We start from the raw sequence: 25,488 nt of genomic DNA on the forward strand, positions 1-25,488 counted from the left end.
TCCGTATCGCGTAAGGGGTACCCTGTTTGTCTCTCTAACCATGGAAATTATTGTAATGAAAAATGCTCATCTACAGTATACAATTGAAATTTTTGAGCAAGTTGGCTCATGTGTTGGAACGTAGAGCCGTCCCATGTCTGGGCCGCCTCTTTTAGCATTTCTGACAGTACGTAACCAGTGGTGCAAAGTTCTGGGAACAGAAGAAGGCGGACATTAGGGAACTTTCGTTTGCACTCATTGATGATAGCTTCCATTTTGGCCAAGTTGGCGCCAATGTCGCCGTTCGCCGGCGTCATCTGCGCCAACGCGATGTCAAACGATCTGTTCATATCATCCCTCCAAGTGAGTGGGAGATTCAAGCTCGACCGTATTCGTGCTCGCAGATATTTGTTTTGTCCATTTCATCAACCCCCAATAAACAGCTCCCGATAAAAGAAACGTTAGCATGGTGGAGCCGACGGCAAGCGGATGAATGTACGTAAAATAATAGGCGAAGACAGCTCCAACGATATAGGTGATGTAGGCGGCGATGTTGACTCCTTTTTGATAACGATATTGACCTTTTGTATCGTACAAAATATCTTCCGCGTCGTATACCCCTTTTTTGATAAAAAAGTAATCAACGAGCACAATCGCAAACACAGGAATGAACAACGTGGCAATCAGCATAATGAAGTTAAAGAAGTGGGACATCAGTACTTCTTTCAGCAAGGCGCCAAGCGTGCAAATCACTCCCATGATCAATGTCGGTTTCCAAAAGCCTGCGCGCGGGAAGACGTTCATAAACGACATCGTGGCGCTATATAATGCCATGACATTGGTCGAGAGTACAGAAAAGAAAACGACGATGGATGCGATCAATCCAAACCCGTAAGCCGCAAGGAGAATGGTGGGATCATAAGTCCGTTCCATGTCCGAGGCAATGCTAAAGCCGCTGACGACGGCCCCAAGTCCCATCGCGACAATGGAAGCGACAAGATAGCCAAAATACGTTCCCCAAAACCCGCTTGTTTCTGAGCGGCAGTTGCGGTTGAAATCGCAAACCGTCGACATCCAAGAAAAAGCGGTGGCGACGACGATATCAAAGGCAAGGATCGTACTGATGGATGGATGCTCGCTCAATTTCATTTCTACTAGTGTAGAAATGTCGTAAGTCGTAAAAATTTTGTAAAAAACAAGGAAAGATAAAATCAACATGGCGATCGATATATATTTTTCAATTCGTTCCACCCCTCGGTGGCCAAAAATCGTAATGATCACAACAAGAAGTTCCGTCAAGATCACAAATAGATTAATATTGCTGTATCCAGTGGTGTAATGGACGGCATAATTCAGACTAAGGCCAGCCATATAGGCTTGAATCCAGCTCCAGCCGATTAAAATGATGGTGTTGACAAGGGCGGGAAGGATGGCTCCTTTTTGTCCAAAGGCCGCTCTTGTTATCACCATTGTAGGGAGCCCGGTGCGGATGCCGATGTTTCCGGTAAGGGCGAGCGGAATGGCGCCGATCGCCGAACCGACAATAATCGCCAGCATGGCGTTGGAGAAGGAAATGTCAGGAACAAACATCATTCCCGTCATTACTGTAGTAATCACAACATTTGCCGCAATCCAAAGAGTAAACGTGCTAAAGAAGTTCATGCTCCGTTCGTTCATCGGGGTCGGCCGAATATCATCATGACCCAACCGTTCTGTCCATTTCATGAGGATCATTCCTCCTTGATTTTTTATTTTAAATATTCAGAACAATTCACTTACACTGATTTCGTCCTAAGGACGAAATCAGGAGTACGACGAATACCATCCGAGTTGTTTGCCATGTTGGCTGATGTTGACATGTTTTGTTTCGGTAAAAGCAGCGAATCCTTGCGGCCCAAGCTCCCGGCCGATTCCGCTTTGTTTAAATCCTCCCCAAGGGGCATCGACATAAGGAGTGTGATAGCTGTTAATCCAAATCGTTCCTGCTCTCAATTTTCCGGCGATTTGTTCCGCCCGTTCGAGATCTCGGCTGAATATGCCAGCTGCTAGTCCGTATATCGTATCGTTCGCCAGGCCGATGGCTTCTTCGTCATGTTCAAACGGTTGTACGGTAATGACAGGACCAAAGATTTCTTCTTGTACGAGGCGCATGTCTTGACGGACATGGGCGAAAACGGCAGGGGTGAGATAATACCCCCGTTCTTTGATTCGTTCTCCTCCCTGTAGCAGCACTGCCCCCTCCTGCAAGCCGATCTGGATATATGTTTCCACTTTTTCTAAATGTGAGGAGCTGATTAATGGTCCCATCTCAGTGTTTTCCTCGAAAGGATCTCCAATATGGAGGGAAGCCAGCCTTTTGATCAACTGATCGATAAACGAATCATAAACGCGTCGTTGAACAAGAATTCGCGAAGCAGCCACACACACTTCTCCTTGATTGAGAAAGGAAGCAAACAGTGCCCACTCGATGGTGCTCGTAAGATCCGCGTCGTCAAAAATGAGCAGTGGGGATTTTCCACCGAGTTCCAAAGACACTCGCTTCAAACGACGAGCGCATTGTTCGTAAATCCATCGTCCGGTTTCCGTTCCGCCGGTAAACGATATTTTTTCCACATCAGGATGTGTCACCAATGTTTCTCCAACGGGCGAACCGCCTCCAGGAACAAGATTAAACACGCCCGGCGGGAGACCGATGGAATCGATCAGCTTTGTGAGTTCTAGCAAAGATAATGGCGTTAATTCTGATGGTTTGAACACAATTGTATTCCCCGCCGCAAGTGCAGGGGCGATCTTCCATATTCCTAATAATAGAGGAAAATTCCAAGGAACAATCAGCGCGCATACCCCGATTGGCGCCTCGATCACTTTACTTGTGGTGCCATCGGCTCTTCTCTTTTCCTGAACGGTTCGTTGCTCAACGAAATCGGCATAGTAACGAAGACAGTGGATCGAATCGCTGACATCGAGGCGCGACTCGCGAATCGGTTTCCCCGTATTCAACGTCTCGATCGAAGCGAATGTTTCGGCGCTTTTTTCCAACAGATCAGCCAGTTGCCGAAGTGCGGCAGTTCTTCTTGCCGGATTGGATGGCCAATCGGTGTATCGAAAGGCATGACGGGCTGCTTGGATCGCTTCTACGGCTTGTTGTTGGGATGCTTCATTGATTTCTATGATGACTTCCTCATTCGAGGGATTGATCATTGCTCTTTTTTCTCCTTCTCCTTTGCACCATTTTCCGTTGATATACACATGGTCCCGAGACATCGAAAGCCGCTCCTTTTTGTTTGTGAGTGTTTTTAGGGTGTTGTCGTTGCCGACAGGTTTTTCAGCTGCAATCGTTTTTTCTTTAACGCAACGAGTGTGATCATCTCATAGATAATGGAGGAAGCCAGTACAGCGGTAATTTCTCCGCTGTCGTAAGCAGGCAACACTTCGACAAGGTCAAATCCGACAATATTTAACCCGTCAAGCCCCCTTACGTATTCGAGTGCTTCATAGCTGGTCGGTCCGCCTACTTCCGGTGTGCCAGTACCCGGGGCAAAAGCAGGATCGACAAAGTCTATATCGTAGGAAATGAAAACGGGTTTGTCCCCGACGCGTTGATGGATGCGGCGCATTACTTCCGAAAAGCCCATTTGCCGGACCTCTTTCATCGGAATGACTTCAAAACCAAGCCGTCGTGCGTCCTCGATATCATCGGCACTGTAAAGCGGTCCGCGCATCCCGATTTGAATGGAATGATCTACATCGAGCAGCCCTTCCTCGACAGCGCGGCGGAACGGCGTGCCATGCATATATTTTTCTCCATAGTAATGGTCCCAAGTGTCGCTGTGAGAGTCAAAATGAACGAGTGCGACTGGTCCAAAGCGTTCGCAAAAAGCCCGCAAGTGTCCCAATGTAATGGAGTGATCGCCGCCCATCAGAATCGGAACGATATCTTTCTTCAACAATGGTCGCAGCTCTTCGACGATACGATCATACGTGCGCAACGCATTTCCGGGAATGACATCAATATCCCCGTAATCGACACCCGAACAATAGGCAAAAATATCAATATCCATGTCCGGGTTGTAAGGGCGAAGCAGGACAGAAAAATTGCGAATGTGTTGCGGACCGTACCGTTGTCCGATGCGATTCGAGGCTGCAGTGTCGAATGGAACACCGAGCACGACAAAATCAACGTTATCTGTCGTTTTGATCTGTTCTAACCGCATAAAGGTTCGAACTCCGCAAAAGCGGGGAGACTGAGATGAATCTTTTGGTTGATACATGCCAAAAACCCCCTTAAGAAATGAAAATGTTCTGAATAGATTTAGATGCAAAAAGCGTGCCAAAAAAGAGGAGATGTTGGGCAAAGAAAACATTTGTGAATAGGACTGCTTCCTTCTCTGTTCGTAAAATGAATTGTTTTGCCATCTTCTATTTCTCGTTGATTGATGCAAAAATGAATTGAATATAAAAAAATAATTCAAAAATGGATTTTAATCCATTTTTGAATTAATGCGATACTTTTTTAGCTTTCGTACGACCGTCGGCTGGCTGATGCCAAGATAATCAGCCATCTCGTATGTTGTTTTGCACTGTTTGGCTGCACGCAGGAGCCATTGCCGTTCCACTTGTTCAATGGCTTCTTTTAATGTCGACGGTTCGTTCCGTTTTTCCAACGATTGATGGGTTGTGATCACCTCTGGATGTTTCTGGATCGAAAAAGGGAGATATTCCGGATAAATGGCTTTTGTTTCGGAAGTAATGACCAATCGTTCGATCATATTTTCCAACTCTCGCACGTTGCCAGGCCAGTCATAATGGACGAGATGGTCCACAATGGATGGATGGAGATATTTATCCATATGGTATTTTTTATTAAACTTTTCTAAAAAGTATTGCGCTAACATAAAAATATCTTCTTTTCTCTCGCGTAAAGAAGGAACATAAATCGGGATCACATGCAAACGATAAAATAAATCTTGGCGGAACTTCCCTTGCTTCACCATCTCTTCTAGATTCTGATTCGTCGAGGCGATCAGGCGAAAATCGACCGTTCGTTCTTTAATGCCCCCAACGCGTGTGACTTTTTTCTCTTGTAAAACTTTTAGCAGTTTCGCTTGCATCGAAAAGGGAAGCTCGCCAATTTCATCAAGGAAGAGAGTTCCTTTGTCGGCCAGTTCGATCAGCCCCGGTTTTCCTGTTTTTTGCGCACCGGTAAAGGATCCCTTTTCATAGCCGAACATTTCCGATTCAAACAACGATTCAGGAATGGCGCTGCAGTTTACTTCGATAAACGGTTCATTTCGCCGCGGGCTATTGAGGTGAAGTGAACGGGCGAATACGTTTTTTCCGACTCCAGACTCGCCGAGGAAAAGAACAGTCGCATCCGATTGGGCCACGCGGTGCACGAGCTTCCAAATTCGTTCCATCTCCTTGCTTTGAATGACAATATTTTCTGGTTTCAATTCCCCTATTTCGATTTGATAATGTTCCATCTGCTTTCTCAGCTTTTCATAGTCTTCTTTCAAGCGTTCCAACTCTGTTAAATCATGGGAAAAACTGATGACCCGAACAAGGTGGTTCTGTTGGTCAAATACAGGCACGCCTGTTGCCATGACAACCCGTCCGGTTGCGGTTTGCTGCATCAATTGGACCTCTTTTTTCTCCCGTAATACTCTAGCTGTAACCGAAGGGCAAAAGACGTTTTCTTTTTCTAATTGATAGACCGATTTTCCGACTAAATAAGAAACATCTTTCCCATAAATGGACAAGCAATTCGGGCTGGCGCGAAGAACAATGCCGTTTTCGTCTGCAATCACAATATTGTCATGCGATGATTTCAATATCGCGTCTAACTCGAATTCCAAGACGTCGGTTGCACGCTGCATGGCTTTTCCCTCCTAGTAGTCTGTCAGCGCTTCTATTACTAACTTTATCAAAGAAGTGAAAAAATCCTCTTTCCTTGTCATATGATTTTCCATGAAGTTTTTGGCATGTTTTTTGCATCTCTAAAAAGATGGATCACGATGCACAATGGGACGGAGGGAGAAAAAGATGAAGACAGAAACAAAGAAATATATCCAAGTAAAAACAGCGATTCCGGGACCAAAAGCAAAGGAGCTATTAAGAAAAAAAGAACAGAATGTTCCGCGGGGGCCGTTTAACACCGTACCGACGTTTGCGGTAAAAGGAGAGGGAGCGCTCTTAACCGATGTGGATGGAAATACGTTTATCGACTTGGCCGGGGCGATTGGAAGCCTCAATGTCGGCCATTGCCCGCCGAAAGTGGTGGAAGCGATCCAAAAACAAGCGGAGCAGTATATTCATCCGTGTTTCCATGTCATGATGTATGAGCCATATATTGAGTTGGCCGAGACATTAAACCACATCACGCCAGGCGCTCATCATAAAAAGACCTTTTTCTTGAACAGCGGGGCAGAAGCGGTCGAAAATGCCGTCAAAATTGCTCGAAAGTATACAGGGAGAAAAGCCATTCTCTCTTTTGAAAGAGGGTTTCACGGACGGACCTTGCTGGCGATGTCGCTCACGAGCAAAGTGAAGCCATATAAATTCGGATTCGGCCCCTTTGCGCCAGATACGTACAAAATGCCGTATCCCTATTATTACCGAAAGCCAGCGGGCATGACCAACGAGGAATTGGACGCCGAGCTTTTGCGGCGGCTTGAGGACTTTTTTCTCTCGGAAGTTCCGGCAGAAGAAGTAGCCGCAATCATTATGGAGCCTGTGCAAGGGGAGGGCGGGTTTATTGTTCCGTCGAAAACATTTGTTCAAGGGGTCAAACAAATTTGTGAAAAATACGGGATTTTGTTTATCGCCGATGAGATCCAGACCGGGTTTGGACGAACGGGGAAGATGTTCGCCATTGAACATTTTGACGTTGTGCCCGATTTAATGACCATGTCGAAGTCCATCGGGGCAGGTGTGCCGATCAGTGCGGTGACGGGAAGAGCGGAAGTCATGGATGCACCCAACCCAGGAGAAATCGGCGGGACATACGGGGGCAGCCCGCTTGGTTGCGTGGCTGCTTTGGAAGTGATTCGTATGTTGCAACAAGAACAGTTGGTTGAACGGGCCAATGTCATTGGACAAATAGCCATCAATCGGTTCAGACGGCTGCAGGAGAAATATGAGACGGTCGGGGATGTACGGGGGCTTGGGGCCATGGTGGCCATCGAATTTGTCACCGATGCAAAGACAAAAGCGCCGAATAAGGAATTAACGGCCGCCATTTTGCGAGAATGCCATCAACGTGGTGTCATCGTCATGAGTGCGGGCCTATACAGCAATGTCATTCGTCTATTAACGCCGCTTGTCATCACAGACGAACAGCTGGAGGAAGCATTGGATGTCATCGAAGAGGTCATTGCTGAATTGGCATGATAAGTGATTCCTGACCAAACTACTCATGAAAACTTCGCGATGCAGTCGAAAAAGGTGATGGCGACATCCTGTTTTTTGGACCGTGCCACCTTTTTGTGGTGCGGTTTTTTAATTTGAAAACCATCTCTTTGCTACGAGGAAATGTTTCTTGGAAGAAGAACCATCTGTGTTAATTCAAGAATGAATTTTTTGATTCAAAAATGAATGATATCGGGGATGGTAAACAAAGTCATGATAGGAGTCTAAAACAGAAGAATAAGTTGGAGGTTAATGCGAGGTATTGGCTAAAAATATAGAATAGTTTAAATGATGGCACAAAAATTGCGTCTTTGTGTTTTCGATGAACAAACATGTCTGAACCAAAGGAGGAGTTGTGCGTGACACAGAGCAACTGGATGCCTCTCTTTCACAAAATGCCCGACCTGCTCGCGCCAACGATGGCGAAAGACCATCCGAATCTGCCGGTTGTCAAGGAAGAAGGATGCTACTATTACGGATTAGATGGAAAAAAATACCTTGATTTTACTTCCGGTATTGCCGTGGCCAATACGGGTCATCGCCATCCAAAAGTCGTGCAGGCCATCAAAGAGGCCGCAGACCGCCTGATGCACGGGCCGAGCGGCGTCATCATGTATGAATCAATTCTGCGTTTGGCCGAAGAGCTGATGAAAATTTTGCCGGAAGGACTTGACTGCTTCTTTTTTGCCAACAGTGGAACAGAAGCGATCGAAGGTGCGATCAAATTAGCGAAACACGTGACGCGAAGGCCATACGTCATTTCATTTACCGGATGCTTTCATGGCCGTTCATTAGGGGCGCTTAGTGTCAGCACATCGAAAAGCAAATATCGGAAGTACCTGCAGCCAAACGGGTTGACGTATCAACTTCCATATGCCAATCCAAAGGATTGTCCGGCTGAGGAGGATCCAGATGTGTACTTTGCCAATAAGCTTGAAAACGACGTGGCTTCTTTGTTTGCCCATCAAGTGACTCCGGAAGAAGTGGCATGCATGATTGTAGAGCCGGTGTTGGGAGAAGGAGGATATATTGTGCCTCCCAAAGGGTGGCTTCACAAGATGAGGGAAATTTGTGATCGCTATGAAATTTTGCTTATTTTCGATGAAGTACAGACAGGTTTTGGTCGTACTGGCGAGTGGTTTGCCGCTCAAACATTCGGTGTCACTCCAGACATTATGGCAATTGCGAAGGGCATTGCTTCCGGTCTTCCATTAAGTGCAACAGTGGCTTCGAAAGAATTAATGAAACAGTGGCCGCTCGGCAGCCATGGGACAACCTTTGGCGGCAACCCCATCGCATGCGAGGCGGCGCTGGCGACTTTAGAAGTATTTAGGGAAGAAAAATTGTTGGAAAATTGCAGGGAAGTTGGGGAATACGCGCGAAAAAAACTGGAAGTTTTAAAAAGGAAGCATCCCGTCATTGGAGACGTGCGTTCGATCGGTCTGATGATCGGCATCGAGATCGTCCATCCGCATACTGGCGAACCGAATGGGGAGGGAGTGATGAATATTTTGAATCGTTGCCTGCAAAAAGGTGTTCTTTTCTATCTATGCGGCAATCAAGGAGAAGTGATTCGCATGATCCCACCGCTGATCGTGACAAAAGAACAGATTGACGAAGGATTAAGCATGCTCGACGAGGCGTTGACCGAATATGAAGCGGAAATCGGTGTGCATTCGTTCGCTTCTGGAAAATGAAAAAAGAGGGGGCACATGTCGATTGCAATTTGGAAATTGGGTGTATTCAGGAACCGATGTCGTGTCTCGTTGAAGGAATGTCTGCCTTTATGAAAGGATCTCGAAGGAGATCGATTTCTGAATTATAAGAGGATGGGGGAATGGTTATGAACGCACTGGATACTGGGGTTCTCTTATGTTATTTTCTCGTATTGATCGTCGCAGGGATTTTGGGGGCGAAGCGGGCGAAAACCGCCGAAGATTTTGCGTTGGCAGGCCGAAATCTCGGACTATTTGTCTATCTTGGATGTCTGTCTGCTGTGATTTTGGGCGGCGCTTCAACGATTGGGACGGCGAAGTTAGGGTATCAATTTGGGATTTCGGGTATGTGGTTTGTTTTTATGATTGGCTTGGGCATTGCTGTGCTCGGTCTGTTTTTTACAAACCAAATTTACGGCGCCCATGTGACCACGATCAGCGAACTGCTTGGCCGCCGTTACAATCAGAAAACGCGTTTGATCAGCGCGTTGGTTGCCGCGATTTATACGCTGATGGTTTCGGTGACACAAGTCATTGGGATGGGCACAATCATTCATGCTGTTTTAGGTTGGAGCATGACCGTTTCGATGTTAGTCGGCGGGGGGATCGTGCTGTTTTACACGATTCTCGGGGGCATGTGGAGCGTTACGATGACGGACATCATTCAGTTTATCGTCATGACAGTCGGCATTTTCTTCGTAATGTTGCCAATGAGTTTGTCCCATGTCGGCGGATGGACATCGCTTTTGGAGCGATTGCCAGCGTCGCATTTTGATCTGACGTCCATGGGATGGGCAAATATTTTCCAATACTTCTTGCTCTATACGTTAGGAATGGTGGTATCACAAGATATTTGGCAACGGGTGTTTACGGCCAGAACACCGAACATTGCCCGAGGCGGCGCAATATATGCTGGTCTCTACAGCGTTGCTTATGCCGTAGCGTTAAGCGTCATTGGCATGTGCGGGGTGATTGTTTTTCCGAATATGAACGATCCGCAAAACGTATTTGCCAACATGTCATTAGAGATTTTGCCACACGGCTTGTTAGGGCTCATTTTGGCCAGCGTATGTTCTGCTCTCATGTCAACGGCCTCCGGAACATTGCTTGCCTCGTCTACTCTGTTATCGCATGATATTTTGAAGCAATATTGGCTCAAAAATATGAGCGATCGACAGTTTGTCCTTTTGTCCAGAATGATGACGCTAGCGGTTGGGATTGTCGCCATTATCTTTGCTATTTGGATTCAGGATGTTCTTGTCGCATTGGATGTAGCCTATGCCATTTTGTCAGGCGCCATTTTCGTACCAGTGGTTCTCGGTTTCTTTTGGAAGCGAGCAACAGCGAAAGCTGGTTTTTATTCCATCGTGATTAGTTCCGTCGTTGTGCTGGCTGGTTTAACGGTGGAGGGATTGAGTTCGACCAATCCGATTATGTATGGAATTGGGGTGAGTATCGTTTCTATTGTGGTTTTTTCTTACCTCTTTCCATCCTCCAATTTGAAAGAGGGGAATAAAATGATAGAGGATCAGCAACATGCCCTATAAACGGATCAGAAAAGAGGATTCTAGCAAATTTGTGGCGAAATAAAAAATGTATTGACACAGGCAATGTTTGGGTTGCGAATACTAGTTAGGGAAAGGATGAGAACATGGCGGAAAGAAAAAAACTATACATCAACGGCGAATGGCGGGAAGCCAAGTCGTACACTGAGCTGAAATCGCCATACTCACGCGAGACGATTGCCGAAATTCCGACAGCGACAGAAGAAGAAGTCGATGAAGCCATTGCCGCGGCATACGCCGCGCGGCAAACGATGACTGCCATGCCAGCGCATGAACGAGCCGCCATTTTAGAGCGGGTCGTCGAGCAGCTGAAAGAGCGGCAGGAAGAAGCGGCGAAGTTGATCGCCTTGGAAGCAGCCAAACCGATCACCACGGCGAAAGGGGAAGTCGCCCGCACGATCCAAACGTACAAATTCGCCGCCGAAGAAGCCAAACGCATTCATGGGGAAACACTGCCGCTCGACGCCGCGCCGGGTGGGGAAAATCGCATCGCCTTGACGGTCCGCGAGCCGATCGGCGTCATCGGGGCGATTACGCCGTTTAACTTCCCGATGAACTTGGTCGCCCATAAACTTGGCCCGGCCATCGCCTCGGGCAACACAGTTGTGTTAAAACCAGCCAGCCAAACGCCGCTGTCCGCCTATTTTATCGCCGAATTGTTCGAAAAAGCCGGTTTGCCGAAAGGGGCGCTCAACGTCGTCACCGGAAGCGGCCGCACGGTCGGCGACAAAATCGTCACCGACCCGCGCATCAGCATGATCACCTTCACCGGCAGCCCGGAAGTCGGCATCGCGATCCGCAATAAAGCAGGCTTAAAGCGGGTGACGTTGGAGCTTGGCTCCAACTCGGCCGTGATCGTCGACGAGCAGGTCGATCTTGACCGCATCATCCCGCGCTGCGTATTTGGCGCGTTCACGTTCCAAGGACAAGTATGTATTTCGCTCCAGCGCGTCTATGTCCATGAAAAGCGCTATGACGAGTTCGTCGAAAAATTTGTCGCCGCCGCGAAACAGTTGAAAACAGGCGACCCGTTGGATCCAACCACCGATGTATCCGCCTTGATTACGCCAAACGATGTCGACCGGGCGCTCTCTTGGATCGAAGAGGCAAAACAAGGCGGCGCAAACGTCGTCCTCGGCGGCGAGCGCGACGGCAATATCTTGCTTCCGACGGTCATTGTGGACGCCGAACCGACGATGAAAGTGTCTTGCCAAGAAGTGTTCGCCCCGATCGTCTTGATCAACCGCGTCCGTTCGATCGATGAAGCCATTGAACTTGTCAATGACTCGCGCTACGGCTTGCAGGCGGGCATCTACACCGACAACGTCCATACCGCGTGGAAAGCGGCGAAACAACTGCACGTTGGCGGCGTGTTGATTAACGACATCCCAACGTTCCGCGTTGACCATATGCCGTACGGCGGCGTGAAAGAAAGCGGGTTTGGCCGCGAAGGGATTCGCTATGCGATCGAGGAAATGACGGAGTTGAAATTGATTATTTTTAACCAGAATTAAGCGGGATGAGAAGAGATTGGAGTAAAGTTTGTTCCTAAAATTCTAGAAGAATAGTTGCGCAGCCTTGGAGAGAGTGGCACTCCAAGGCTGTATGTTTAAGCGTGCTTTTCCAAAATATATCCCCAACGGTTCGAGGCGAGAACAGACAGGTGGTATTTATGCTCGAGCTGTTTGCTGAACCATGCTTTTTTCACGAGAAGCAGGCTTCGGCTTGTATGCAAGAACGTTTTCAGCCCTCCGTGCCGAGGTTTGAGGTCATTCGCAAGCTCTGCTGTCAAGACCGCATTTTGCGGCCAGCGACCCTTCTCGTGCAACGGATGGTACATAAACAGTTCGTATCCATGAACAGGCATTTGGGCGGTCTGCTGAAGCAATGCCAGTTCGAAATTTGGCTTGGGATGATGGATATAATGTTGAATATTCGTTTCGTAAAACGATGCGACGAACAACAGTCCAGTCAGCAACACTCCCCGCGCTCCCCACGTTCCTTTTCTCCATAATTGACTTGCGCAAATGCCAATCAACATGCAAAGCGGCGGATAGACAGGGAGGATGTACCATCTGATTTTCGTCTTAGCTATGGTAAACATGAGAAGCGGGACGCAAATCCAAAGCAAAATCCCGATCACATCTTCTTTCAATCGATGGTCTGTTCCTTCAAACGCTAAAAGACGAACGCCTTGCATGTAACTGATGACCATGATTCCGACCAAGAGCGCCAGCCACCAAAAGAAAAAATGAACAAGAATGATGCCGTAGTAGGTTTCATCGCCGATATGACCTTCAATGGGCCGAGTGGAGCGCAACAACAAGTCATATCCGATCATTTGTTTAAAAAAACTGAATCCATCATAGTGATAGCGGGCAAAAGCCCAAGCGAGCACAGGAACAACGAAGGTGAGCGCTGCCCTCCACCATGCGCGCCAGCGTCCTGACTCCCACTGCCTAGTGATGAGAAAATATAAGACCATGATCAACAGAATGTTCCCCGCATGCCAACTTTTCGTTAAAAAAGCAAGTGAACAGGCAAGGCCCGCTGCATACAACCATCGCGTCTGCCGTCTGGCGGCCAGCAAAGAAAGGATGGATAACGTAAAGAAGAATACAAAGAGCGAATCCGCATCTCCTGTGCGAGCGCAATGGTTGAGAAGATATTGGGTGCTAGTAGACAAGGCAAGCAATGAGACGATCGCGGCCATGCTTCCAAACCGTTTTTTCACAAATAGCGCAATGGCAACGGCCGTGAGCGTAGCGCAAATGCCAGACATCAGCCGCAAACCAAGCGCGTTCATCCCAACGAGTTTATAGCCAATCATGATCGCCCAGTAGCTAACAGGAGGCTTTAAATTCCAGTAATCAGGATGCCCAAGGTATGTGTTGACGATCAAGTTTCCATGCCTCAGCATTTCGTATGCATTGACGCCATGACGCGCTTCGTCCCAGCTTGAAATCGGGAATGTTCCTAGATGATAAAAGACGTTGTAGACCATCATCGAGAAGATCAAAGCCGCCGCTGCATAAAACGAGATGTTTCGTACACTTGGATTTCTCATGCGATCCACTCCTTTATCGGCACGCTGTGCTTCGAAAAAAAGCAACACCGACATAGAAGCTATTACAAGTAGATGAAGATGTCAAGCATGGATGTGTTGGAGAACATGATATTTTTGCCGCCAACAAGGAAAAAACAATCTTCATGGCGAATGAAAAGAAATGAATCATCATTCAGAGGAGGAGAGCCATGGAAACGGTTGTGCTGACATTTGACCAAAACAAAGCGATATTGGAACTGAACCGCCCGCAGGCGTTAAATGCTATGGATGTGCAAATGCTAACGGAACTCGTCGACGCGCTGCGGAAAATCAAGGAAAGTGATGCTTCCGTTGTCGTCATCCGCGGCAAAGGGAGAGGATTTTCTGCGGGTGGCGACATTAAGACAATGCTGGCGGTTGATGACCCGAGCCAATTTCAAACCGTGATGAAAACGATTCAGGAGATGATCATGCTCTTGTATACGATGCCGAAAATCACCGTTTCGCTCATCCATGGCCCAGCGGCCGGCCTTGGGTTCAGCTTTGCCTTGGCGAGCGATTACCTCATCGCCACGAAAGAAGCGCGCTTGGCGATGAATTTCATCGGCATCGGCCTCATCCCAGACGGCGGCGGGCATTTCTTCTTGGCCCAGCGGGTCGGCACGGCGAAAGCCAAACAGATCATTTGGGAAGGAAAACCGATGAGCGCGGACGAAGCGCAGCAGCTCGGGCTGATTGACTTCATCGTCGAAGATGAACAACAGGCGGAACAAGCAATCGCTTCCTTGCAAGAAAAACCGCTTCAAGCCATGATCGCCACGAAAATGTTGTACGTCGAACAAACAAAAGAAGATTTGCTTCGCGTGCTCGAACTCGAAACCGACGCCCAACAGCGCATGCGGCAAACCGAAGACCACCGCGAAGGCGTCCGCGCCTTTTTAGAAAAGCGGAAGCCGGTGTTTCGGGGGAGGTAGGAAAAGACAAAAAAGCAGGAAATGCCCCTCTGTTTTTTTAGTCTAAAGGGGCTGACCCAAAAGGCCGTCTGTCTTCAGGATAGACACAAAATATAGTGGGGAAGAAGCGGTTAGTTCATAGCGGTTAGTTCGTAGACGAAAGGGGGTGTCCGATCTTTTGGGCCCCCCATTTTTATGTATAATCTAACTCTCAATTGATGGATGTCAAATTGATTTGAATGACTAGTGTAAATCGTGGTAAATTGTTGTATATCAATTTTATTGATACGTACAATTACAGCGATTAAGATATCATTTGTATAAAAAATAGAACGCCAAAGGCGAGGGGATAAGCAATGAAAATAAGAACTTTAATTGCAATGTATGCATGTTTGTTATCCATCTTTATCGCGTATGCCTACTACTATCAACAAGATATATCCCGCATTCGTTCTCTTCAGGATGAGATTTCTTCTCTCCACGGCAAACCTGATGAAAAATATGTCATGGTCACCTTCCAATCAGGCATGGATTATTGGAAACGGTGCCTCAAAGGGTTTGAAGATGCGGCGGAATCATTAAATGTTTCTGTCGAATATCGTGGAGCAACTCAATATGACGTCAATGAACAAGTGACGGTGCTCGAACAAGTGATTGCAAGGAAACCCGCAGGGATCGCTATTTCGGCCATTAATCCGACTGCGCTGACGAAGACCATCAATAAAGCGGTGGAGGAAGGGATTCCGGTTGTATTATTTGACTCGAACGCTTCGGGAAGCAAGGCGTTTTCATTTCTAGGGACGAACAATTATAGCGCTGGGGTAACGGCAGCTCACGAAATGGCCAAATTGTTGAAAAGTGAAGGGAAAGTGGCGGTCATTACCTCCCCTCATCAGCTCAATCACCAAGAGAGAACGAGAGGATTTGTCGAAACAATTTACCAAAAGTATCCTCGCATGCAAGTCGTGGCTGTAAAAAACGGAAAAGGTGATGCTTTGGCTTCTAAACAAGCGGCGATGGAGGTCTTAAATGATTATCCAGATGTGCAAGGCATTTTTGCTACGGAAGCAAATGGGGGAGTCGGCATGGCGGAAGCGGTGGCAGAGTTGAATAAGAAATATGTCAAACTAATTAGTTTTGATACGGAAAAACAAACGTTGGATTTGGTGAAGGAAGGTGTCATTGACGCGACATTGGCGCAAGGGACATGGAATATGGGATATTGGTCATTGCAATTTTTATTTCATCTCCATCATCATCTTACATCTCCATCACGCTCAGGGGATGCGCTCTTGCCTGCGTATGTCGATACAGGCATTACGGTTGTTACACGGGATAATGTCGACCATTTTTATGCCAAATGACTACGAAGAAATGAGTGATCAACGTTGTCAAGGATGAAACATTGGCGGATCAGCCATTGGCCGATACGATACAAATTTGTTTCGTTGTTGCTGGCTTCGATGATTGTACCTGCGCTTGGTTTAGGGAGTTTGGTAGGGTGGGCGGTTGACCGAATCGTTGAGCGTCAAGTCAATGAAAATACATTGCAATTGATCGGTCAAGTCAACCAGACGTTGGAGTTTTATGCCAATAACATGCAAAATGTAACGTATTTGATTGCTTTTAATCCGCAGGTAAGGTCGTTTTTGAATCGTGCAACGCCTCGCGATGATTATGAGATGCGTCAATTTTTGCAAGGTATTACTACGTTGTATCCTGAAATTGCAGGAGTTTTAGTTGTGAATGAATATGGCGATTATATCAGCAACGAAATGTATACTCGTTCTTCTGATCCGTTGACAGAGGAAACATGGTATCGTGAGGCGGTGAAAAATAAAGGGATTTTCACCATGATCGGTCATCCTGTCGGGCGGCATGTGATTTCTCATGCCCATTATACAAGCGAAGAAGTTGTATCCGCGGTGCGAGCTATTGTGGACCCTGAGACGCAAAAGGTAAGAGGAGTTGTTCTGATTGATTTAAAATTACGGGTCATTGCGGAAACGGTGAAAAACATCCATCTGGGGAAATGGGGATATTTGATGGTTGTAGATGAAAAAGGGAAAAGCATCTATACGCCGAGCCGCTCGGTGCTGACCGCTGTTCCATTGCATCGGATCAAAGGGGACAGCGGTACATTTTCCCAAAACATCCATGGACAACACGTTCAGTTTATTTATCAGCGCTCCCCCTTTACCCACTGGACAACGATCGGAGTGTTTCCTAGCGATGAATCAGCGTTAGAAGTGAAGGAAACCCATTTTTATATTATCAGCTTTATTTTTTTCGTTTGCTTTATCGCGATCGGTGCCTCTTACTATTTTTCTTTTTCCTTATCGCGGCCGATCAGCCGATTGACGATGTTGATGAAAAAAGCACAAGCTGGTGATTTGACGGTCCGTTATGATGAGGAGCGGATGGATGAAATCGGAATGCTGGGACGAAGCTTTAACCATATGTTAGATCAAATTCAGCGTTTTATTGCTCTGGCTGAATGGCAGGAGCGGCAGCGATGGGAGGCGGAACTGAGGGAATTGCAAGCGCAGATTAAGCCGCACTTCTTGTACAATACGTTGGACACAATCCAATGGATGGCTCGTAAAAAGGGGGCGGATGATGTGGCCGAAGTGGTCGGGGCGCTGGCCAAGCTGTTTCGCATCGGGTTGAGCAAGGGAAAGGAGATGATTTTGTTGGCTGAGGAGATTGAACATGTGAAAAGTTATTTGCACATCCAAGAAGTTCGTTATAAAGACAAGTTGCATTACACCTTTGACATACCAGAAGATTTGCAGAAATTCTATGTGTTAAAGTTGCTGTTGCAACCGATTGTCGAGAATGCCCTTTATCATGGCATCAAACAGCGGAGAGGACCAGGACATATTTGGATTCAAGCGCGAGAACATGAAGGAGTGATGTATATTTGTGTGAAAGACGATGGCGTCGGAATGACGACAGAGCAGCTGAAAGATTTACGGGAAAGTTTGGATATTGACTTTACATCAGGAGATCAAGAAGGCAGAATGAAAAAAGTAAAAGGATATGGAATGGTCAATGTTCAAGCTCGGTTGCAGCTGACTTTTGGTCCGTCTTACCGGCTTCATATCGATAGCGAGGAAGGGAAAGGAACGGTCGTGACCATTGTGCATCCGATTATTCCTTATCTTCCTTAAAAGATGGTGATGTGGCAAAAAGGTAAAGATGTACAGCGAAGTTTTTATATTTTTATATCCGTAAAATGATGACAGAATGTTTGCTTTCCTTGTGCTTTTCTATAGACTGAGCGTGTTTGTTGCTTGTTACAGCCTTCTGAGGAGGGGATGATGGTGTGGAAGGTGCTGATTGCAGATGACGAAGCGATCATTCGTGAAGGGATTCGGGAGTCGATCGATTGGAATGAATTTAACATGGAAGTTGTTGCAGAAGCAGAAGATGGGGAAGAGGCGTTGGAATTAGCTTTACGGCATCGAGTGGATGTATTGTTTGTCGATTTAAGCATGCCGATTATGGACGGGCTTACGCTGATGAAATATGCGCGGGAGAAGTTGCCAAATTGCCATATGATTGTGATTACTGGCTATGATGAGTTTTCGTATGCACAGGAGGCAATTCGCCTTCAAGTGGATGATTATTTATTAAAGCCAACCGATCCGCAACGATTGCGCGAAGTAGTCGCAAAAGTGAAAGAGAAGCTCGAACAGGAGCAAAAGGAAAAACAATATAGGGAATTGTTAACGAACCAAGTACAAAAGCATATTCACGTGCTTCGCCAGCAATTCGGGATGGAATGGGTGGCAGGGCGACTGACGGAGGAGGATATCATGGGACAACTGTCATTGCTCGGACTTTCACGGTCTTGTCCTGCGCAAGTCGTGGTGATTCAATGGTTTTCATTTAAAAATCAACCCATTGTGAGCGATCGGGATCGGCAGTTGCTTTTATTTGCCATTGAAAAGGCCGTCTCTGAATTATTGGGGGATGGTGAAAAAATTGTTTTTCGTGATTCAAACGAGTTTATTGTTGTGATCAGCTGGAAACCGATTAGTGAAGAACAGTGTAGGCAGATGGAAACGGCACTGAAACAACATTTGCACATTAGAGCCAGTGTATATATAGAAACGGTGGAAGGAGGAATGGTCGGGGTGGCGACGGCATATGAAAAATGCAAAGAGCAAATGGTGGAAGAAAGCCGCCTTTCTCCGATTGTCCGTCGTGCTAGGCAGTATATACAGAAGCATTTTAGCCAATCGGATTTGACGCTTGAGTCCGTTGCTGAGTTTCTCAATGTCTCTCCGGTTTATTTAAGTCGAATGATCAAGCAAGAGCTCGGTATTTCGTTCATCCATTTGTTGACGAAAATCCGGATGGAGAAGGCGGCGGAATTGCTTTTGTCTACCGAACTGCCGATCCATGAAATTGCGGAACGTGTCGGTTATGATACGCAACATTATTTCAGCACAGCTTTTAAAAAAGCGATGGGTGTATCACCGAATCAATATCGAAGAACGCGCATGATCAGTGAATATACAGATTGAGAGCAAGCACTTACAGAACGGTCTTTTTTGGTAAAGATCGTTCTGTTTTTTTGAAAACGCTTCAACAAAGTTAAATTTTTATAAAAACGGTTAATGGATTGAAAAGACGAACAATTCGTTCGATGATATAGTAAAGCTAGAAATTAAATATACGTACAAATTTAAAGGGGGAACGAAAATGAAAAGGCTTTTATATGTGCTGACATTATTGGTATTTGTATTATCTTTGTCTGCTTGTGGGGGACTTGGAGCAAGCGGCGGAAAAGATGCAGGGTTTGTTGGCATTTCCATGCCGACGAAATCATCCGAGCGCTGGATCCATGACGGGCAAAATATGGTGAAAGAGTTCAAAAAACTCGGTTATAAAACGGATTTGCAATATGCTGAGGACGTAGTCGAAAACCAGGTATCGCAAATTGAAAACATGATCACCAAAGGGGTTAACGTGCTAGTGATTGCCCCGATTGACGCGGAAGCGTTGACGGACGTGTTGGAAAAAGCGCATAAACAAGGGATTAAGATCATTTCGTACGACCGTTTGATTAAAAACAGCAAGTATGTCGACTATTATGCAACGTTTGATAACTTTAAAGTTGGTGTGCTGCAAGGGCAGTACATTGAACAGAAGCTCGGATTGAAAGAAGGAAAAGGACCGTTCAACATTGAGTTGTTTGCCGGTTCTCCAGATGACAATAACGCCTATTTCTTCTTTGATGGAGCGATGTCCGTATTAAAGCCGTACATCGATTCCGGAAAATTAGTAGTGAGAAGCGGCCAAACGAAGTTTGACCAAGTAGCGACATTGCGCTGGGATGGAGCGACGGCTCAAGCGCGCATGGACAACTTGTTGAGTGCGCATTATACAAACGCACGTGTTGATGCGGTTTTGTCCCCGTATGATGGCATTAGCATCGGCATCATTTCTTCCTTAAAAGGGGTCGGTTACGGAACTCCGAGCAAGCCGATGCCGGTGATTACTGGGCAAGATGCGGAATTGGCTTCGGTGAAATCGATTATCGCAGGGGAACAAACGCAAACAGTATTTAAAGACACAAGGGAATTGGCGAAAAAAGCGGTTGAGATGGCGGATGCGGTGTTGAAAGGGAAAAAGCCGGAAGTGAACGATACGAAAACATATAATAACGGGGTCAAAGTTGTCCCAGCGTACTTGTTGGAACCAGTTTCGGTTGATAAATCCAATTATGAAAAAGTGTTGATTGACAGCGGTTATTATAAAAAAGAAGATTTGACGAAATAGACTCGAGGGAAGGACACGGATATAAGGGAAACCCCTTATATCCGTACTCTCGTCCAAGGAGGCGGAAAGTGATGTCTGAATTCATTTTAGAGATGAGGGGGATTACGAAACAGTTCCCGGGAGTCAAAGCACTTGATAATGTCAATTTTAAGGTGCGTGAAGGCGAAATTCATGCGCTTTGCGGGGAAAACGGGGCAGGAAAGTCAACGTTGATGAAAGTATTAAGCGGTGTTTATCCGTATGGGACGTATGATGGGGAAATTGTATTTAAGGGAGAGGTATGCAAGTTTAAGAACATTAAACAGAGCGAACAATTAGGGATTGTCATCATCCACCAAGAGTTGGCCTTGATTCCCTATCTATCCATTGCCGAAAATATTTTTTTAGGAAATGAACGGGCGAAAAGAGGCATCATTAACTGGAATGAAACGATCGCTCAAACAAAAAAGCTGTTGCAGAAAGTCGGATTAGATGAGTCGCCGCATACACTGGTCGGCCAACTTGGCGTCGGCAAGCAGCAACTCGTAGAAATTGCTAAAGCATTGGCCAAAGAAGTCAAATTGCTTATTTTGGATGAGCCGACAGCGGCATTAAATGAAGATGACAGCGAAAATTTGCTGAATTTGCTTTTGGAATTGAAAAAACAGGGTTTATCGGCCATTATTATTTCCCATAAATTAAATGAAATTACCAAAGTCGCTGATTCGATCACGATTTTACGAGATGGAAAAACAATTGAAACGTTGGATATGAAACATGATGAAGTGACCGAAGACCGGATTATCCGTGGAATGGTCGGACGCGATTTAACGAATCGCTATCCTTCAAGAACACCGAAGATAGGCGAAATCATATTCGAGGTCAGGAATTGGACAGTATATCACCCTGTTTATTCTGAGCGCAAGGTGCTTGATCACATCAATCTGTCGATTCGTCGAGGGGAAATTGTTGGGATCGCAGGCCTCATGGGGGCGGGACGAACCGAATTGGCCATGAGCATCTTTGGTCGGTCATACGGAAAGAAAATTAGCGGAGAGATATGGAAAAACGGAGTCAAAATCGATGTCAGCGATGTCAGCAAGGCCATTGCCAACGGGATTGCCTATGTAACAGAAGATCGAAAAGGAAATGGCCTCATCCTAATGGAAGACATTCGGAAAAATATTACGCTTTCCCGCTTAGGGAAAATCTCAAATCATTTTGTGGTCGATGAAAATCAAGAAATTGTTGAATCGGAGCGATTCCGTGACCAATTCAAAATTAAAACGCCAAGCGTATTTCAAAAAGTAGAAGCCCTTAGTGGCGGGAATCAACAAAAAGTGGTGTTAAGCAAATGGATTTTTGCTGAGCCAGATATTTTGATTCTCGACGAACCAACACGGGGGATTGACGTCGGCGCGAAATATGAAATTTACACGATCATTCAGCAGCTAGCCGATGCAGGGAAAGGTATTTTAATGATTTCGTCCGAACTCCCAGAAATTCTTGGCATGTGTGATCGGATTTATGTCATGAGTGAAGGAAGAATTACAGGAGAGGTGCTGAGAGAGGAAGCAACGCAAGAAAAATTGATGAGACTCATGACCAAAACAGCGATTCAGGAGGGAGCGTAAGATGGAAGCACCAATGCAAAAAGCAATGCGCCATTCCTCAGACCCATCTGTAGAAAGTCAACGGTTATCGTTAAGACAGATGATGAAAAACAATATAAGAAGCTATAGTATGGTCATTGCTCTTGTTCTGATCATGTTCCTGTTTCAAGTGTTGACAGGAGGTATTTTGTTAAGGCCGCTAAATATTACGAACTTGATTTTGCAAAACAGTTATATTTTGGTGCTGGCTGTTGGCATGATGCTTGTTATTATCACTGGACATATTGATTTGTCCGTCGGATCGGTGGCAGCTTTTGTCGGGGCATTGGCTGGCATTCTGATGGTTCAGCACCATGCATCAGTATGGTTGACGGTGCTCATTTGTTTATTGCTCGGTGCCTTGATTGGCGCATGGCAAGGATTTTGGGTGGCGTACGTAAAAATTCCATCATTCATTGTTACATTAGCAGGGATGTTGCTGTTCCGAGGATTGACGATGGTTATTTTGGAAGGACAGTCGATCGCCCCGTTTCCGAAAACATTCCAAAATATGAGTTCTGGGTTTCTCCCTGACGTATTTCATGGAGGAGAGATCCATCTGTTCACCATTGTGATCGGTTTCGCCGCTTCTCTCTTATTTGTTGTACTGGAATGGAGAAAACGAAACAGTCAGAAAAAATATGGGTTTGCGGTCACCCCTGCGGCGATGTTTGCCTTGAAGCTGGCTGTGATTGCCGCTGTGATCATGATTTTTACTTATATTTTAGCGACGTATGAAGGAATTCCGACGATTCTAGTGATTTTGGCTGCGTTGATCATTGCTTATTCCTTTGTGGCGAACCGGACGGTCGTCGGCCGCCATATTTATGCGATTGGTGGTAATGAGAAGGCTGCGCAATTGTCCGGGATTAAAACGAAACGTGTCACGTTTTGGGTGTTTGTCAACATGGGCGTGTTGGCCGCTTTGTCCGGATTGATTTTTGCCGCTCGCCTCAACGCTGCGACGCCGAAAGCGGGGAACTTGTTTGAGCTCGATGCCATTGCGGCGTGCTTTATTGGAGGCGCATCCGCTTATGGAGGAATCGGCACGATTAGCGGAGCGATCATCGGCGGTCTAGTCATGGGTGTCATGAACAACGGGATGTCCTTGCTGGGGCTCGGTATTGACTGGCAACAGGCCATTAAAGGGCTTGTATTGCTTATTGCTGTGGCTTTTGATATTTACAACAAAAATAAAGCTGCTTAATGCGAAAGCGAAGGGCCAAGCGCATTGCTTGGCTTTTTTGTCAAATGGTCAAAAGATGGACACAAGGCTTTTATGCCCGAAAAGAGTTCGATCGGTTCATATGATCCATATGCCGAGTCGCATTTCAAGTGGTTTTGGGAGGTTGGAGCGTTTTCTCCCATTGTTCTCTTTCGCTCGAAAAAGGGCGTGTACAGGCGCCTCATATATTTTCCGCCGTCTGCTCTTAGCGCAATGATACGGACAAATAAAAACTGCTATAATAAAATTAATTTGTATCTCATTATTTTATCGTTGAGGTGGACTATGAAGGAGAAAACGCTGCCGAAATATCTGCAATTGAAGCAAGAAATTTTATCTTGGATCATTTCCGGACAAATGAAGCCGGATGAGAAAATTCCGACCGAGCATGAGATCGCCAACCAGTTTCAACTAAGCCGACATACGGTTCGGCAGGCGCTAGGGGAACTCGAGAAGGAAGGATGGCTGTACAAAATCCAAGGGAGCGGCACATTTGTGTCCCGGCCGAAGCCGAAAGAACAGGTGGATACGAAAACGATCGGGATCGTGACGACCTATATTTCCGATTATATTTTTCCCCATATCGTCCGAGGGGCGGAGGAGACGCTGCGGGAGAAAGGATACCGTCTTTTGCTTGCCAGCACGAATAACGACAAACAGAGAGAGAAAGAACAGCTTGAGCAGATGATTCGGGAGCCGTTGAGCGGGCTGATCATCGAGCCGACCAAAAGCGCGCAAGGGAATCCGAACCTTGGCTATTACTTGTCGCTCAACAACCTTCACATCCCGTACGTCATGATTAACGCCCGTTATTTGGAAGTGAGCTGTCCATGCGTGAAAATGGACGATGAGCAGGGAGGATTTTTGTTGACCGATCATCTCATTCGTTTAGGGCATCGCCGAATTGCCGGTTTCTTTAAAACTGACGATTTGCAAGGGGTGGATCGTTTGCGCGGCTTTATTCGCGCCCATCAGCAACACGAGGTGCCTGTGGCCACGGAGTATCTTCTTTCCTACGCAACAGAGGAGAAATGGACAAAGCCGCTTGAGGTGGCGCGGGAGTTTTTGCAGCGGCCGAAAGAGGAGCGCCCGACAGCCTTTGTCTGCTACAACGATGAGCTGGCGATTTTGCTTCTTGAAGTCATTCGCCAACAAGGGCTGTCAGTTCCCGATGATCTTTCGATTGTAGGGTTTGATGACTCGACGTTTGCGACAGCGACGGAGGTGAAATTGACGACGATTCGCCATCCGAAAACAGAAATGGGCGTTCAAGCGGCTGAGATGCTCATTCAAATGATCGAACAACGATCAGTCGATAAAATTGGCGATATCATTTATCGACCAGAGCTAATTGTCCGTAACTCAACAAAGGAAATTTAAAAAATGTACGAGGCATCAAAAAAGTTATAGAAAAATTGTACGTACAATAATATAATGGAGGTGAGGAGTTTTTTTATAGAGGGAGTGGAGGCTGATGCTTGAGGAATTGAAACGAGCCGTATTAGAGGCCAACCTGCAGCTCCCGCAATACCGCCTCGTGACGTTTACGTGGGGAAATGTGAGCGGGATTGATCGGGAGCGCGGGTTGGTTGTCATTAAGCCAAGCGGGGTGGCGTATGACAAGTTGACCATTGATGATATGGTGGTCGTGGATTTAACTGGAAATGTGGTGGAAGGGGACTTAAAACCGTCGTCGGACACCCCTACCCATCTTTGGTTGTATAAGCAATTTCCGGGGATCGGAGGAATTGTTCATACCCATTCGACTTGGGCGACTGTTTGGGCGCAGGCCGGAAAAGGAATTCCGGCATTAGGAACGACACACGCAGACTATTTTTATGGGGAAATTCCGTGCACCCGTCCAATGACCAATGAAGAAATTCAAGGAGCCTATGAACTAGAGACTGGAAAGGTCATTACGGAAACGTTCCGCTTTCTCGACCCGTTGCAAATGCCAGGTGTTTTGGTGCACGGCCATGGCCCGTTTGCTTGGGGCAAAGATCCAGCGAACGCCGTTCATAATGCCGTTGTCTTGGAAGAAGTGGCGAAAATGGCGGCAAGAACGTACATGCTCAATCCAAATGCAAAGCCGATCAGCCAAACGTTGCTTGATCGCCACTATTTGCGCAAGCATGGCGCAAACGCTTACTATGGGCAGTAAAGGGAGGGAGACC

Annotated in this window: 19 protein-coding genes; 13 read left to right on the forward strand and 6 right to left on the reverse strand. The window is 46.5% G+C overall.

Annotated elements, in window-relative coordinates; translation table 11 throughout:
* Window positions 1-47: 47 nt before the first annotated feature.
* The 5 genes from ABS784_RS13540 to ABS784_RS13560 form a co-directional block, all read right to left on the reverse strand.
* The gene (locus ABS784_RS13540) at window positions 48-329 is read right to left on the reverse strand and encodes a carbon-nitrogen hydrolase family protein (RefSeq protein WP_352512832.1); all 282 of its coding nucleotides are present in this window, start codon (window positions 327-329) and stop codon (window positions 48-50) included.
* Window position 330: 1 nt separating this feature from the next.
* Window positions 331-1,704, reverse strand: coding sequence for a purine-cytosine permease family protein (locus ABS784_RS13545; RefSeq protein WP_023633841.1), 1,374 nt, complete (start codon window positions 1,702-1,704; stop codon window positions 331-333).
* A 78-nt stretch (window positions 1,705-1,782) separates the two neighbouring features.
* Complete coding sequence (locus ABS784_RS13550) at window positions 1,783-3,243, reverse strand: aldehyde dehydrogenase family protein (protein ID WP_352512834.1); 1,461 nt, start codon at window positions 3,241-3,243, stop codon at window positions 1,783-1,785.
* 32 nt (window positions 3,244-3,275) lie between these two features.
* The gene (speB, locus tag ABS784_RS13555; RefSeq protein WP_023633843.1) at window positions 3,276-4,250 is read right to left on the reverse strand and encodes an agmatinase; all 975 of its coding nucleotides are present in this window, start codon (window positions 4,248-4,250) and stop codon (window positions 3,276-3,278) included.
* Window positions 4,251-4,460: 210 nt separating this feature from the next.
* Window positions 4,461-5,855 carry a sigma-54 interaction domain-containing protein gene (locus ABS784_RS13560; RefSeq protein WP_023633844.1) on the reverse strand — a complete coding sequence of 465 codons (1,395 nt, stop codon included), beginning with the start codon at window positions 5,853-5,855 and terminating at the stop codon, window positions 4,461-4,463.
* A 166-nt stretch (window positions 5,856-6,021) separates the two neighbouring features.
* Between ABS784_RS13560 and gabT the strand changes: the two genes are divergently transcribed.
* The 4 genes from gabT (at window position 6,022) to ABS784_RS13580 (ending at window position 12,180) form a co-directional block, all read left to right on the forward strand.
* Entirely contained in the window at window positions 6,022-7,368 is a 1,347-nt protein-coding gene (gabT, locus tag ABS784_RS13565; protein ID WP_047757952.1) for a 4-aminobutyrate--2-oxoglutarate transaminase, read from the forward strand.
* A 395-nt stretch (window positions 7,369-7,763) separates the two neighbouring features.
* Window positions 7,764-9,083: an aspartate aminotransferase family protein gene (locus tag ABS784_RS13570; protein ID WP_128082646.1), complete on the forward strand. Its 1,320-nt coding sequence runs from the start codon at window positions 7,764-7,766 to the stop codon at window positions 9,081-9,083.
* 146 nt (window positions 9,084-9,229) lie between these two features.
* On the forward strand, window positions 9,230-10,648 hold the full coding sequence (locus tag ABS784_RS13575) for a sodium:solute symporter family protein (RefSeq protein ID WP_352512837.1): 1,419 nt from the start codon (window positions 9,230-9,232) through the stop codon (window positions 10,646-10,648).
* Window positions 10,649-10,752: 104 nt separating this feature from the next.
* Window positions 10,753-12,180, forward strand: coding sequence for an aldehyde dehydrogenase family protein (locus ABS784_RS13580; RefSeq protein ID WP_068895162.1), 1,428 nt, complete (start codon window positions 10,753-10,755; stop codon window positions 12,178-12,180).
* Window positions 12,181-12,275: 95 nt separating this feature from the next.
* Here the strand turns inward: ABS784_RS13580 and ABS784_RS13585 are convergent, their stop codons facing one another.
* Complete coding sequence (locus ABS784_RS13585; RefSeq protein WP_014195991.1) at window positions 12,276-13,733, reverse strand: ArnT family glycosyltransferase; 1,458 nt, start codon at window positions 13,731-13,733, stop codon at window positions 12,276-12,278.
* A 188-nt stretch (window positions 13,734-13,921) separates the two neighbouring features.
* On the opposite strand from ABS784_RS13585, the gene ABS784_RS13590 reads away from it, so the two are divergent.
* The 9 genes from ABS784_RS13590 to araD all read left to right on the forward strand — a co-directional run bounded on the left by ABS784_RS13590 (window position 13,922) and on the right by araD (window position 25,475).
* On the forward strand, window positions 13,922-14,686 hold the full coding sequence (locus ABS784_RS13590; protein ID WP_011231403.1) for an enoyl-CoA hydratase: 765 nt from the start codon (window positions 13,922-13,924) through the stop codon (window positions 14,684-14,686).
* 335 nt (window positions 14,687-15,021) lie between these two features.
* Entirely contained in the window at window positions 15,022-16,029 is a 1,008-nt protein-coding gene (locus ABS784_RS13595; RefSeq protein WP_352512838.1) for a substrate-binding domain-containing protein, read from the forward strand.
* Between the two features lie 33 nt (window positions 16,030-16,062).
* Window positions 16,063-17,838 (forward strand): cache domain-containing sensor histidine kinase, encoded by a 1,776-nt coding sequence (locus ABS784_RS13600; RefSeq protein ID WP_352512879.1) that lies wholly within the window; start codon window positions 16,063-16,065, stop codon window positions 17,836-17,838.
* Window positions 17,839-17,991: 153 nt separating this feature from the next.
* Window positions 17,992-19,200: a response regulator transcription factor gene (locus ABS784_RS13605; protein ID WP_138187012.1), complete on the forward strand. Its 1,209-nt coding sequence runs from the start codon at window positions 17,992-17,994 to the stop codon at window positions 19,198-19,200.
* Window positions 19,201-19,378: 178 nt separating this feature from the next.
* Window positions 19,379-20,458: a multiple monosaccharide ABC transporter substrate-binding protein gene (gene chvE / locus ABS784_RS13610; RefSeq protein WP_138187010.1), complete on the forward strand. Its 1,080-nt coding sequence runs from the start codon at window positions 19,379-19,381 to the stop codon at window positions 20,456-20,458.
* 71 nt (window positions 20,459-20,529) lie between these two features.
* Complete coding sequence (mmsA, locus tag ABS784_RS13615) at window positions 20,530-22,071, forward strand: multiple monosaccharide ABC transporter ATP-binding protein (RefSeq protein ID WP_352512841.1); 1,542 nt, start codon at window positions 20,530-20,532, stop codon at window positions 22,069-22,071.
* A gap of 1 nt (window position 22,072) precedes the next feature.
* Entirely contained in the window at window positions 22,073-23,296 is a 1,224-nt protein-coding gene (mmsB, locus tag ABS784_RS13620) for a multiple monosaccharide ABC transporter permease (protein WP_407067059.1), read from the forward strand.
* Window positions 23,297-23,599: 303 nt separating this feature from the next.
* Entirely contained in the window at window positions 23,600-24,694 is a 1,095-nt protein-coding gene (locus tag ABS784_RS13625; protein WP_352512843.1) for a GntR family transcriptional regulator, read from the forward strand.
* Between the two features lie 94 nt (window positions 24,695-24,788).
* A complete protein-coding gene (gene araD, locus ABS784_RS13630; RefSeq protein ID WP_044731465.1) occupies window positions 24,789-25,475 on the forward strand; it encodes an L-ribulose-5-phosphate 4-epimerase in 687 nt (228 codons plus the stop codon).
* The last annotated feature ends 13 nt before the right edge of the window (window positions 25,476-25,488 follow it).

This window comes from Geobacillus sp. G4, assembly GCF_040327975.1.
In the GTDB taxonomy this organism is placed as follows: Bacteria; Bacillota; Bacilli; order Bacillales; family Anoxybacillaceae; genus Geobacillus; species Geobacillus thermoleovorans.